Annotated in this window: 11 protein-coding genes; 2 read left to right on the forward strand and 9 right to left on the reverse strand. The window is 73.4% G+C overall.

Annotation, left to right across the window (positions count from 1 at the left end; all coding sequences use genetic code 11):
* Window positions 1-217 precede the first annotated feature (217 nt).
* From ACFV9M_RS18670 to ACFV9M_RS18705, 8 genes are all read right to left on the reverse strand, one after another.
* Window positions 218-982 carry an ABC transporter ATP-binding protein gene (locus ACFV9M_RS18670; RefSeq protein WP_385063023.1) on the reverse strand — a complete coding sequence of 255 codons (765 nt, stop codon included), beginning with the start codon at window positions 980-982 and terminating at the stop codon, window positions 218-220.
* Window positions 979-1779, reverse strand: a complete 801-nt coding sequence (locus ACFV9M_RS18675) for an ATP-binding cassette domain-containing protein (protein ID WP_385063021.1) — start codon at window positions 1777-1779, stop codon at window positions 979-981. The genes ACFV9M_RS18670 and ACFV9M_RS18675 overlap by 4 nt, the downstream gene beginning before the upstream one ends.
* Window positions 1776-2651, reverse strand: a complete 876-nt coding sequence (locus tag ACFV9M_RS18680; protein ID WP_385063020.1) for an ABC transporter permease — start codon at window positions 2649-2651, stop codon at window positions 1776-1778. Before ACFV9M_RS18680 ends, ACFV9M_RS18675 begins: the two co-directional genes overlap by 4 nt.
* Window positions 2648-3613, reverse strand: a complete 966-nt coding sequence (locus ACFV9M_RS18685; RefSeq protein WP_385063018.1) for an ABC transporter permease — start codon at window positions 3611-3613, stop codon at window positions 2648-2650. The genes ACFV9M_RS18680 and ACFV9M_RS18685 overlap by 4 nt, the downstream gene beginning before the upstream one ends.
* Window positions 3613-5133: an ABC transporter substrate-binding protein gene (locus ACFV9M_RS18690; protein ID WP_385063016.1), complete on the reverse strand. Its 1521-nt coding sequence runs from the start codon at window positions 5131-5133 to the stop codon at window positions 3613-3615. The genes ACFV9M_RS18685 and ACFV9M_RS18690 overlap by 1 nt, the downstream gene beginning before the upstream one ends.
* 46 nt (window positions 5134-5179) lie before the next feature.
* Window positions 5180-5920 carry a DUF1684 domain-containing protein gene (locus tag ACFV9M_RS18695; RefSeq protein ID WP_385063015.1) on the reverse strand — a complete coding sequence of 247 codons (741 nt, stop codon included), beginning with the start codon at window positions 5918-5920 and terminating at the stop codon, window positions 5180-5182.
* A 189-nt stretch (window positions 5921-6109) separates the two neighbouring features.
* The gene (locus ACFV9M_RS18700; RefSeq protein ID WP_385063013.1) at window positions 6110-6436 is read right to left on the reverse strand and encodes a DUF2218 domain-containing protein; all 327 of its coding nucleotides are present in this window, start codon (window positions 6434-6436) and stop codon (window positions 6110-6112) included.
* Between the two features lie 206 nt (window positions 6437-6642).
* A complete protein-coding gene (locus tag ACFV9M_RS18705; RefSeq protein ID WP_385063011.1) occupies window positions 6643-9087 on the reverse strand; it encodes an MFS transporter in 2445 nt (814 codons plus the stop codon).
* A gap of 369 nt (window positions 9088-9456) precedes the next feature.
* On the opposite strand from ACFV9M_RS18705, the gene ACFV9M_RS18710 reads away from it, so the two are divergent.
* Complete coding sequence (locus ACFV9M_RS18710; protein WP_385063009.1) at window positions 9457-10731, forward strand: MFS transporter; 1275 nt, start codon at window positions 9457-9459, stop codon at window positions 10729-10731.
* A 60-nt stretch (window positions 10732-10791) separates the two neighbouring features.
* Window positions 10792-11544 carry a maleylpyruvate isomerase family mycothiol-dependent enzyme gene (locus ACFV9M_RS18715; RefSeq protein WP_385063008.1) on the forward strand — a complete coding sequence of 251 codons (753 nt, stop codon included), beginning with the start codon at window positions 10792-10794 and terminating at the stop codon, window positions 11542-11544.
* A 30-nt stretch (window positions 11545-11574) separates the two neighbouring features.
* Here ACFV9M_RS18715 and ACFV9M_RS18720 read toward each other — a convergent pair whose 3' ends face one another.
* A complete protein-coding gene (locus ACFV9M_RS18720) occupies window positions 11575-11970 on the reverse strand; it encodes a MarR family winged helix-turn-helix transcriptional regulator (protein ID WP_385063007.1) in 396 nt (131 codons plus the stop codon).
* Between the last annotated feature and the right edge of the window lie 41 nt (window positions 11971-12011).

Raw genomic sequence — 12011 nt, forward strand, 5'->3', positions numbered from 1 at the left:
GCGGGGGCGACGGGTGCGCGGCGGGGCCGCAGTACGCGGGTCGCGGCACGCGGGCCGAACCCCGCGGGTCGCGGCACGCGGGCCGAACCCCGCGGGTCGCGGCATGCGGGCCGAACCCCGCGACGGACAGCCGAGGCCGGGCCCTCCGCCGCCGGGTGGGGACCGCGCCCGGCGGCCCGGTGGCGCGTCAGGCGGGAAGACGGGGGACGGTGGCGCGTCAGACGGGAAGGCGGGGAACGCTGTCGATCAGGCGGCGGGTGTACGGGTGGGCCGGGTCGCCCAGCACCTGGGACGTGTCGCCCTGTTCGACGATCAGGCCGCGCTCCAGCACGGCGGTGCGCTCGCACAGGGAGGCCACGACGGACAGGTCGTGGGAGACCATCACCAGGGTCAGGCCCCGCTCCCGCTTCAGCTCGGCCAGCAGGTCGACCACCTTCACGCGGGTGGTGACGTCCAGCGCGCTGACGGGCTCGTCGGCGAGCAGGACGCGCGGGTCGCACACCGTGGCGCGGGCGATGGCGATGCGCTGGCGCTGGCCGCCGGAGAACTCGTGCGGATAGCGTTCGGCGGCGTCGGCGGGCAGCCCGACCCCTTCGAGCGCGGCGGCCACCTTCGGCGCGGCGCTCGCCCGGGAGTCCAGGCCCAGTGAGCGCAGCGGCTCGGCGACGATCGAGCCCACCCGGCGGCGCGGGTCGAGCGAGGAGTAGGGGTCCTGGAAGACGCACTGGACGCTGCGCCGGAAGCGCCGCATCTGCTGCCGGTCGCGCAGGGCCAGGGGCGCGCCGTCGAAGCGGACCGTGCCCGCGGTGGGGCGGGCGAGGCCGAGCAGGAGACGCAGCAGCGTGGTCTTGCCGGCGCCGGACTCACCGACGAGGGCGAGGCTCTCGCCGGGACGCACCGCGAGGGACACGTCCCGGACCACGTCGGCGCGGGCACCCCGGTAGCGCACCGCCACGTCGGCGAGTTCCAGCACGGGGGTCACGTCGCGCTCCTCAGGTGCAGTGCGGACTCCAGCGTGCGGGCGCTGGCGACCAGGTTCCTGGTGTACTCCTCGCGGGGGTCGCCCACGACGTCCCGCACCGTGCCCTCCTCGACGGCCCGGCCGTCCTTCATCACGAGCACCCGGTCGGTCACCTTGGCGACGACGGCGAGGTCGTGGCTGACGAAGAGCACCGCCATGTCGCGTTCCCGCACGAGGGTGTCGAGCAGGTCGAGCATCTCCGCCTGCACGGACACGTCGAGGGCGGTGGTCGGTTCGTCGGCGATGAGCAGCGCGGGCTCGCAGGCCAGGGCGGCGGCGAGGGCGACGCGCTGGCGCTGGCCGCCGGAGATCTCGTGCGGGAAGGCGCGGGCGATGCGCTCGGGTTCGGGCAGCCGGACCCGTTCGAGGGTGTCGAACACGGCGGTCCGCAGTTTCTTCCCCTTCAGGCCCGTGCGCCGGGCCAGGGGGCCGGCGATCTGGCGGCCCACGCGCATCAGGGGGTCGAGGGCGGTCAGCGGTTCCTGGAAGACGACCGCGGCGTCGCGGCCCCGGACGGCGGTCAGGCGCCTTTCCGGGGCGCCGACGATCTGGGTTCCCGCGAGGACGACACTGCCCGTGGCCGTCATGCCCTCCGGCAGCAGTCCGAGCACCGCGAGCGTGGTGAGGGACTTGCCGGAACCGGACTCGCCGATCAGCCCGAGGCGTTCGCCGCCCGCGAGGGTGAAGGACAGGTCGGTGACGAGGGGCCGTCCGCCGGCGGTGCGCACCGACAGCCCGTCCACGTCGAGGAGGGTCATGTCCGCCTCCCGCGGCTCGCCGGGTCGAGGGTGTCGCGCAGGCCGTCGGCGATCAGGTTGACGCCCACGACGAGGAGCACGAGCAGGACGCCGGGGGCGAGGGCGCCGGCCGGCGCGGTGGTGAAGGTGGCCTGGGCCTCCTGGAGCAGGCGTCCCCAGGAGGCGTTGGGCGGCGGCGCGCCGAGGCCGAGGTAGGACAGTCCGGCCTCGGCGAGGACGGCGAGGCCGAACTGGAGGGCCAGGTTGACCACGAGGGTGGGCCAGATGTTCGGCAGGACGTGGCCGGCGACGGTGCGCGGCCAGGAGGTGCCGGAGGTGCGGGCCGCGGTGATGTAGTCCTGGGTGAGGACCCGCTTGGCCAGGATGCGGACGAGGCGGGCCACGACCGCGCTCTGCGCCAGCCCGATGGCCAGGACCGCCGATCCGAGGGTGGCCGAACGGGCGGCGACGACGAGCATCGCCAGCAGCAGGGTCGGGAAGGCGATGAGGATGTCGAGGAACGCCGAGAGCGTGTCGTCGAGCCAGCCCTGGGCGAAGGCGGCGAGCACGCCCAGCGTGACGCCGATGAGGGCGGCGACGGCGACGGAGCCGAGGCCCGCCCCGAAGGCGATGCGCGCACCGGTCATGAGCTGGGTGAACAGGTCGCGTCCCAGCTTGTCGGTGCCGAGCAGGTGCCCGTCCCCCGGTCCGGCGAGCCGTCCGCCGGTGGTGTCGTCGGGGGCGTAGGGCAGCCAGAGGAACGACACGAGGGCGAGCAGCGCGACCAGGCCGGTGAGGACGCAGCCCACGGCCAGCGTGGCCGAGCCGCGGCGGGGGCGGGAGCCCGTCCGCCGTTCGGCCGGGCGGGCGAGGATGTCCGTGGGGGCCGTCACCGGGCACCTCCCGAGAGGCGGCCGCGCAGCCGCGGGTCGACGATCCGCTGGACGAGGTCGGCGAGGAAGCCGATGAGCAGCACCGCGAGGGTGGAGACGAAGAGGACGCCCTGGATCACCGGGTAGTCGTGCTGGGCGATGCCGGTGGCCAGCAGGGAGCCGAGACCGGGCAGCGCGTACACGGACTCCACGACGACGGCGCCGAGGAGGGTGGAGGCGAGTTCGATGCCGAGGATGGAGATGACCGGTACGGAGGCGTTGCGCAGGCCGTGGCGCCACATGGCCGTGCCGAAGCCCTCGCCGAGGGCGCGGGCCGTGCGCAGGTAGTCGCTGCCGAGCACGTCGAGGGTGGCGGAGCGGACGTAGCGGATCAGGGAGGCGCTCATCACGAGGGCGATGGTGACGACCGGCAGGACGAGCGAGCGGACCGCGTCGGCCGGCGCGGACCAGCCGTCCTGCGGGAATCCCCCGGAGGGCAGCCATCCGGCGTTCAGCGCGAACACGGCGATGAGGATCATGCCGAGCCAGAACACGGGTACCGCGATGCCCAGCTGGGAGACGCCGCTGAGCAGGGCGCCGTACCAGGTGCGCCGTTTGTGCGCGGCGACGAACCCGGCCGGTACGGCGACCAGGACCGCGAGCACGAAGGCGGCCAGGGTGAGCGGGACGGTGACGTTCAGCCGGGCGGTGACCTCGGGGCCGACGGGCAGCGAGCTGACGAAGGACGTGCCGAGGTCGCCGCCCGCCAGTTGCCCGAGCCAGTGGGTGAACTGCTCGGGCAGCGGGCGGTCGGAGCCGATGGAGTGGCGGGCCGCGGCGATCTGATCGTCGCTGGCGCCGACCGCGGTGAGGGCGTTGGCCGGGTCGCCGGGCAGCATGCGCAGGAGGACGAACAGCACCACGCTCGCCAGGGCCAGCGACACCAGCAGGAAGGCGAGCCGGCGCAGCAGGTAGCGGCCCATCAGCTCTTCTTCTTGATGTCGTAGGCGTAGAACTGGGAGTTCAGGCCGTTGAGCGGGTAGCCGGAGAGCTTGCTGCTCGCGACGACGATCTGCGGGTAGAGGTAGAGCCAGTCGCTGGCGGCGTCCTCGGCGGTCTTGCGGTTGACCTTCTTCAGCAGCTCGGTCTGCTCGGCGGCGGTGGAGGCCGCCTCGGCCTGCGCGACCCACTGGGTGACCTGCGCGTTGTCGTAGCCCCAGTAGAAGTCGGGGTTGCCGTACCAGACGAGGTCGCGGTCGTTGACGTGCTCCTGGAGCGTGGCCGTGAAGTCGTGGTTCTTGTAGACCTTGGTGTACCACTCGTCGGGCGTGATCGTGTTGATCTTGACGGTGATGCCGACCTTGGCGAGTTCGGACTTGATGAACGTCGCGGCGGTGGGGTGGGGGTCGTAGTTGGGGGTGTCGAGGGTGAAGCTGAAGCCCTTGGCGTAACCGGCCTCGGCGAGCAGTTTCTTGGCCTGGGCGACGTCGTGGGCGTTGACGTCGGTGAGGTCCTCGTACCAGGGGTCGGTGGGCGGCACCATCGAGCCGATGAGCTTGCCGTAGCCGCCCCAGACGGACTCCAGGAGCTTCTTGTCGTCGATGGCGGCGGAGACGGCCTGGCGCACCTTGACGTCGGTGAAGGGCTTGGCCTTGTCGTTGAAGGCGAGCAGCAGCTTGGTGGTGGAGTCGCCGTCGTTGACCTTGTAGTTCTGGTTGTTCTTGAACTGCTCCAGGGCGTCGGGCGACTGCTCGCTGGTGACCACGTCGACGGCGTTGGTCAGCAGCGCGTTGTTGAGCGCCGTGGCGTCCTTGTAGTAGTGGAAGACGACCTGCTTGTTGGCGGCGGCGTCGCCCCAGTAGCCGGCGAAGCGGTTCAGGCTCAGGGCGGAGCCGCGGGTCCACTTGGCGAGGGTGTAGGGGCCGGTGCCGTCCTCGCTCGTCTTCAGGTCCTTCGCCTCGGAGTTGATGATCCAGACGTAGGAGAGGTTGTAGACGAAGGAGATCGACTTCTGCGACAGCGTGACCTTGACGGTCTTGGCGTCGGGGGTGGCGATGTCCTTGACGACCTCGAGGTTGCTCTTGCGGGCCGACTGCGAGTCGTCCGCGAGGACCTTCTCCAGGCTGTACTTGACGTCGGCGCTGGTGAGTTCCTTGCCGCTGTGGAACGTCACGCCGTCGCGGAGGGTGAAGGTGTAGGTGAGGCCGTCGGCGCTCACCTGGTAGTCCTGGGCGAGGAGCTTGTCCACGTCGCCGTCGTCGGTGAGCCGGAACAGGCCCTCGTAGACGTTGCCGTTGAGCGCTTCGGTGACGCCCTGGCCGCCGCCCGCGGTGTTGTCGAGGTTCTGCGGCTCGTAGAGGGAGCCGATGTCGACGGTGGCGTTCTTGTCCCAGGTGCCGCCGGAGGCGCTGCCCCCGGTGGAGCCGCCGCCGCAGGCGGTGAGGGTGAGGGAGAGGGCGGCCGCGGTGGTGATCGCGTACAGGGACGACTTCTGGAGGCTCATGGCGTGCGGTGCTTTCGTGCGTGCTGCGGGACGGGGAAGGGAGCGATCAGTGCTGTGCGGTGAAGCCGTCGCGGAAGACGGGGCGCTTCTCGCCGGCCTCGACGGCCAGGTGGAGGCGGTTCTGCCGCGGCGGCATCGGACAGTTGTACTGATCGGAGAACCCGCAGGGCGGTACGAAGGCCCGGTTGAAGTCGAGGACCACGCGGTGGTCGTCGTCCGTGCGCTCGACGAAGAGGAAGCGGCCGGCGCCGTAGGTGCTGTCGCCGTTGGTGGGGTCGCCGAAGACGAGGAGGAGGGTGCCGTCGTCGTCGAAGGCGCTGAGGGTGTAGTCGTGGCCGTCGACGGTGAGTGAGATGTCTCCGGGCACGACGAGGTCGCGGGTGCCGCCGTTGTCCCGGATGTGCTCGAAGGCGACGCGGCGGGCGCCCGGGACCGGGGTGTAGGAGGCCTCGAGGACCCAGGAGGGGTCGTAGGGGAAGACGTCCACGCGTTCGAAGCCCTCGATGGCGGGCGCGGCGGCGTCCCAGAAGCGCAGCCCGTGCTCGGGCGCGCCGGTGACCAGGTCGGTGCGGGTCACCGTGGTGACGGTCACGGTGTCGGGCAGACCGGCCCCGGCCGCGTCCACGTCCGGGAGTTCGCCCGCCGGGAGCCAGCGGGTCTCCACGAGGGCGAGGTTCCCGGTGGGGGCGGTGAGCGCCGCGCGGCGCCCGGCACACCAGGTGTTCCACCGCTCGGCGGCATCGGTGGAAGGAGGAGCGGTGGCGGGCTCGGGCACGGCGGAACTCATTCGGCTAGAAGGGGGCCATCGACTACACATTGCTAATAGATGGCCAAAGCATCCCCTTTATCTTTCATAAGTCCGGCTAATGTCAAAGAGGCGTCTCGCATGCCGAGACGTACGTCTTGACGAGCGAAGCACGAACGCCCCCGCCACGGGACGGGCGGGGGCGTTGCGCGGTCGCTGCGGCCGCTGTTCTCAGGCGGATTCGCCGCGCTGGGTGCTGCCCGGCTCCCCGGTGTCGCGGTGCCACTCGACGACCAGTTCGTCGCGCGTGCCGAAGCGGACCAGGTGACGGCCCATCACGTCCTCCAGCCGGTCGAGGTGCTCGGCCTCGGTCTCCAGGGTGAGCAGCAGGGCACCCTCGGTCGCGGTGAGGGTGCCGGTGCCCTGCGGGAACGTGATGCTGCCCTCACCCTTCTCCTCGTCCCAGCTCGACTCGGCGCGGCGGCCGAGGTGGGCGGCGAGCTGCTTGCCGTAGCGATGGGGGCGGTCGGTGCGGACGCGGGCTTCCGAGCGGGGCATGGGCGACTCCCTGACGAGCGGGCGGACGTGTGCGCCGGAGGGGCGGACCCCGGGCTTCCGGCTCCTTGCAGTACTGCCAGACGCGGCGGCCCCGCGTACACCTCCCACGCCGCAACGTATGGATTCCCTCCGCGGCGCGTAGGCGCCGTGAAGGGAATCCCGGTCCGGAGAACCGGCGAACGCGGAACGGATCCCGTCCCGGGAACTCAGTCGGCGGCGTGGGCGAGTTCGATGTCGTGGCCGTCGGCGTCCCCGCCGCAGAGGCGCACGCCCTGCGCGCGCGGGGGGTAGCCGGTGGCCGTGACCGTGTACTGCCCGCTGTCCAGGTCGGAGAAGGCGTACGTGCCGTCCCTCCCGGTCGTGGTGGTGGCGACGACGTTCCCGGCGGCGTCGACCAGGGTCACCCGCGCGTCGCCGAGCGGCGCGCCCGCTCCGCGCACGGTGCCCCGCACCTGCGCCCCGGGCCGCAGCTCGACGTCGACGCGGGTGGTCCCCGCGGCGGCGACCTCGACGGACATCGCCGACGGACGGTGTCCGGGCGAGCTGACCGCGAGGGTCACCGGCCCCGGTACCAGGTCGGCGACGGAGAACGCGCCGACGCCGTCGCCGCGCACGGTGGCCAGCACATCGCCCCGGACGTCCGTGACGATGACGACGGCCCCCGGGACCGGCTTCCCGCCGTCCGCCGACCGCACCACGCCGGCGAGCACGCTGCCGCCCACGAGGAGCACGTCGTACGTCACGGGCGCGGCACCGACGACGACGGTGGTGGCCTGCGGCTGGTGGCCGTCGGCGGAGACGATCAGCACGTACGTCCCCTGCCCCGGCGCCTCGGCCGTGTAGGAGCCGTCGGGCGCGGCGGCCGAGCGGCTCAGCTGGCTTCCGCCCAGGGAGATCAGGGTGACGGAGGCGCCGCCCACCGGAGCGCCCTCCGCGCCCCGCACCCGGCCGCGCACCCGGTACCCGCCCGTCGCGGGGCCGCCGTCGGCCAGGCCCGGCACCGCGGCGACCAGGTCGGCGACGGCACGGGCCAGCGGGACGGCGACGGCCGCGCCCACGGCCCGCTCCGACACCCCGGCGGTGGCCGGGACGGGGTGGCCGGGACGCCGCTCGGCGGCGACCGGTACAGGGCGCTCCGGGAACTGCCCGGCGGCGGCCGGTACAGAGCGCTCGGGCTGCTGCCCGGCGGTGGCCGGTACGGGACCGTCCGTGCCCTCCCGCTCCGTGGCGGCGGCCGTCCGCTGCCGGGGGAGGAAGGCGGCGACCAGCAGGGCGAGCACGGCGGCGCCCGATCCGACGGCCATGACGACCTTGAACCCGTTCTCCGAGGGCAGGGCAGTGGTGCCGAACGTGGTGGTCATCCGGGCGAGGACGACGCCGGCGACGGCGCCGGCGGTGGAGGTGCCGATGGACCGCATCAGGGTGTTGAGGCTGTTGGCGGCGGCCGTCTCGGCGGTGTCCACGGCGCCCATGATGAGCGCGGGCATCGCACCGTAGGCGAAGCCGATGCCCGCGCCGATCACGCAGGACACCAGGACGAGCTGCCACACGGCGTCCATCAGCACGGTGCCGAGACCGTAGCCGACGGCGACGACCACCGCACCGAGCATCAGGGTGGCCTTCGGCCCCCGCGCCCTGGAGAGCGCGGCGGAGACCGGCGCCACGGCCATCATCACCAGGCCCGCGGGGGCCATGACCAGGCCCGCGTCCAGCAGCGACCGGCCCAGACCGTACCCCGTCGCCTCAGGCAACTGCAGGAGCTGCGGAAGGACCAGGGACATGGCGAACATGGAGAACCCGAACGCCGTCGAGGCGAGGTTGGTCACCAGCACCTGGCGGCGGGCGGTGGTGCGCAGGTCCACCAGCGGCTGCGCGACGCGCAGTTCGAACACGCCCCACAGCAGCAGGACGACGACCGCGGCGGCGAACAGCCCGAGCGTGGTGCCGCCGGTCCAGCCCCAGTCGGCGCCCTTGGAGACCGCCAGCAGCAGACAGACCAGCCCCGCCGCGATACCGACGGCCCCCACCAGGTCGAACCGCCCGCCGGTGCGCACCGCCGACTCGGGCACGGCCAGCGGCACGATCAGCACGGCGAGGACGCCGAGCCCGGCCGAGGTCCAGAACAGCGCGTGCCAGTCGAAGCGGTCCGCGATCAGCGCGGCGGCGGGCAGCCCCAGCGCGCCCCCGACCCCGAGGGAGGCGCTCATCAGCGCGGTGGCCGCCCCGAGCCGCTCGGCGGGCAGTTCGTCGCGCATGATGCTGATGCCGAGGGGGATGACGCCGGAGGCCAGGCCCTGGAGCGCCCGGCCGACGAGCAGTGGGGCCAGCGTGTCGCTGAGCGCGGCGGTGACGGACCCGGCGACGAGCAGCACCAGGCTGACCAGCAGCATGCGGCGCTTGCCGTACATGTCGCCGAGGCGGCCCATGACGGGGGTGGCGACGGCGGCCGCGAGGAGCGTGGCGGTGACCGCCCACGCCGCGTCCGAGGCCGACGCGTCCAGCAGCTTCGGCAGTTCGGGGACGATCGGGATCACCAGGGTCTGCATCAGCGAGACCACGATCCCGCCGAAGGCCAGCACCGCGACGACGAGACCGGCCCGCGAGGCGGGGACCTCCGCCGTCGGCTCGGGGCTGGGGTGCGCAGGGCTCATGGGCCGGGCCTCCGTGGGGGGAGATGCGGTGTGCACGACGCCCAGACTCTAGATCCCTTTGATTGACTTAAGCAAGTAGAGTTTTCGGTGAGCGGAGTGTGAAGAATCTGCGGACCCGAGGGGGAGCGGGAGCCGGAATCCCGGGAGGGCGGGAGCAAGGACCGGAGGGCGGCGGGAGCCGGGCCCGAGGACGGCGGGAGCCGGGCCCGAGGACGGCGGGAGCCGGGCCCGAGGACGCCGGGAGCCGGGCCCGAGGACGCCGGGGCCGGGCCCGAGGGCGCCGGAAGCCAGATCCCGGGGAGGGCGGAGCCACCCCCACCGCCCGGAGCCTCCCTTGTTCCAGGCGCATCCCTCACCTAGCCTCACTTTGTGCCGCTCATAAACAAAGCCCGTCCGCACAACGCCGTGCCGGGCGACGCGCTCCGCCGGATCCGGGTCGCCCTGACCGTCTTCTTCGCCCTCGACGGCTTCGTCTTCGCCGGCTGGGTCGTCCGCATCCCGGCCGTCAAGGAACAGACGGACGCCTCCACCGGCGCGCTCGGGCTCGCCCTGCTCGGGGTCTCCGCCGGAGCGGTCGTCACGATGATGCTCACGGGCCGGCTCTGCCGGCGCTACGGCAACCACCAGGTCACCGTGGTCTGCGCGGTCCTGCTCTCGCTCAGCGTCACCCTGCCCCCGCTGACCCACTCCGCGACCGCGCTGGCGGCCGTCCTCCTTCTCTTCGGTGCCGCCTACGGCGGTATCAACGTCGCCTTCAACAGCGCCGCCGTCGACCTGGTCGCGGCCCTCGGCCGGCCGATCATGCCCACGTTCCACGCGGCCTTCAGCCTGGGCGGGATGATCGGCGCCGGTCTGGGCGGGCTGGTCGCGGACTCCCTCTCCCCCACGCGCCACCTGGTGGGCCTGTGCGTCATCGGCCTGCTGGTGACCGCGCTCGCCGGACCGACGCTGCTGCGCGAGACGCCGCCCCCGCCGGCGTCCGCCCGGGACACCGGCGGGACGGCCGGCGACGACCCGCACCCCGCAACCAGCGTGAACGAGGCGCCTGTCCGAGAGAAGCCCACACGCCCCGCCGAACCGCCGCGCCGCCTCACCCCGCGCACCCGCCGCCTCGTCGTCGTCTTCGGCCTCATCGCCCTGTGCACGGCCTACGGCGAAGGCGCCCTCGCCGACTGGGGCGCCCTGCACTTCCAGCAGGACCTGGACGCCTCCGCCGGGCTCGCGGCCGCGGGCTACTCCTGCTTCGCGCTCGCCATGACCGTCGGCCGGCTCACCGGCACGACGCTGCTGCAGCGCCTGGGCCGGACGCGCACGGTCGTGGCGGGCGGGGCGACCGCGGCGGCCGGCATGCTGGTCGCCTCCCTCACGTCCACGGTGTGGGTGGCCCTGCTCGGGTTCGCCGTCACCGGGCTGGGACTGGCCAACCTCTTCCCCGTCGCCGTGGAACGCGCGGGCGCCCTCGCCGGTCCCACCGGCGTCGCCGTCGCCTCCACCCTCGGGTACGGCGGGATGCTCCTCGGGCCGCCGGCGATCGGCTTCATGGCGGACTGGTTCTCCCTGCCCGTCGCGCTCACCAGCGTGGCCGCACTGGCGGCGGTCGCGGCCCTGATCGGCCTCTTCTTCCGCCGCGCGGCACCGAGTTGAGCTCAGCGGCAGCACCGCGCGGAGCTCCTTGAGCACACTCCATCCGGCACACTTCACCGCATGGAGACTGCCGAGTTCATCAGCGTCCTCGACCGGGAGGGCTCACGGCTCGCCGCCGCGGCGGCCGCGGCGGGCCCGGACGCGAAGGTGCCGACCTGCCCGGACTGGCAGGTCCGGGACCTGCTGCGGCACACGGGCATCGTGCACCGCTGGGCGGCGTCGCACGTCGCCGAGCGGCTCACCGCCCCGCACCCGGTGGAGGACCCGCCGGACCTCGACGGCGCCGACCTGCTCACCTGGTTCGAGGAGGGACACCGCCGGCTCGTCGACACCCTCGCCACCGCCCCGCCCGACGTGGAGTGCTGGGCCTTCCTGCCCGCGCCCTCGCCGCTCGCCTTCTGGGCCCGGCGGCAGGCGCACGAGACGGCCGTGCACCGGGTGGACGCCGAGTCCGCGCAGGGTACGGCGCCCGGGGAGAGCGCCGACCTCTTCGACCACGCGTTCGCGGCGGACGGCGTCGACGAGTTGCTGCGCGCCCTCCACGCGCGCCCCGAGAGCCGGGTCCGCACCGTGACCCCCCGCGTCCTGCGGGTGCGGGCGACCGACGCGGACGACGCCGTGTGGACCGTACGCCTGTCGTCCGAGCCGCCCAAGGCCGAGCGGGGCGCCGAGGGCGACGCCGACTGCGAGGTGACGGGGACGGCGGCGCAGCTCTACCTGGCGTTGTGGAACCGGCTGCCACTGCCCGCCGTCACGGGCGACGCCACGCTCGCGGACCTGTGGCGCGAGACGTCCGCCATCGTCCTGAAGTGACCGCCCGGCGGCACCGGCCGGCCGGTGCCGTCACTGCGCCAGCATCCGCGTCAGTACCGCGCGCTGCACGGGCAGCACCTCGCCGTGCAGCGCGCGCCCCTTTCCCGTGAGCGCCACCCGGACGCCCCTGCGGTCCTCGGCGCACATGGCGCGCTCGACGAGGCCCTCCTTCTCCAGCCGGGCGACCAGCCGCGAGAGCGCGCTCTGACTCAGATGCACCCGCTCGGCGATCTCCTGGACGCGGAAACCGCACGAGCCGTCGGAGGGCGCCTTCCCGGCGAGCACGTCGAGCACCTCGAAGTCGCTGCCGCACAGGCCGTGCCGGTGCAGGGCGCGGTCGAGTTCGCACTGGGTCCGCGCGTGCGTCGCCAGGATGCCCCGCCACCGCTCCACGAGCGCCGCCTGTCCGGCCTTCTCCGCCGCCATGGCCCGCACCGTAGCAGAGGACCGATTTCATTGCACCGACA

It is taken from the genome of Streptomyces sp. NPDC059895 (genome assembly GCF_042731035.1).
In the GTDB taxonomy this organism is placed as follows: Bacteria; Actinomycetota; Actinomycetes; order Streptomycetales; family Streptomycetaceae; genus Streptomyces.

What these genes read in the sequence shown, in the direction of transcription:
- ACFV9M_RS18675 (WP_385063021.1), bottom strand. Translation starts at nt 1,779, where the DNA reads ATGACCCTCCTCGACGTGGACGGGCTGTCGGTGCGCACCGCCGGCGGA.
- ACFV9M_RS18685 (WP_385063018.1), bottom strand. Translation starts at nt 3,613, where the DNA reads ATGGGCCGCTACCTGCTGCGCCGGCTCGCCTTCCTGCTGGTGTCGCTG.
- ACFV9M_RS18690 (WP_385063016.1), bottom strand. Translation starts at nt 5,133, where the DNA reads ATGAGCCTCCAGAAGTCGTCCCTGTACGCGATCACCACCGCGGCCGCC.
- ACFV9M_RS18695 (WP_385063015.1), bottom strand. Translation starts at nt 5,920, where the DNA reads ATGAGTTCCGCCGTGCCCGAGCCCGCCACCGCTCCTCCTTCCACCGAT.
- ACFV9M_RS18700 (WP_385063013.1), bottom strand. Translation starts at nt 6,436, where the DNA reads ATGCCCCGCTCGGAAGCCCGCGTCCGCACCGACCGCCCCCATCGCTAC.
- ACFV9M_RS18705 (WP_385063011.1), bottom strand. Translation starts at nt 9,087, where the DNA reads ATGAGCCCTGCGCACCCCAGCCCCGAGCCGACGGCGGAGGTCCCCGCC.
- ACFV9M_RS18715 (WP_385063008.1), top strand. Translation starts at nt 10,792, where the DNA reads ATGGAGACTGCCGAGTTCATCAGCGTCCTCGACCGGGAGGGCTCACGG.
- ACFV9M_RS18720 (WP_385063007.1), bottom strand. Translation starts at nt 11,970, where the DNA reads ATGGCGGCGGAGAAGGCCGGACAGGCGGCGCTCGTGGAGCGGTGGCGG.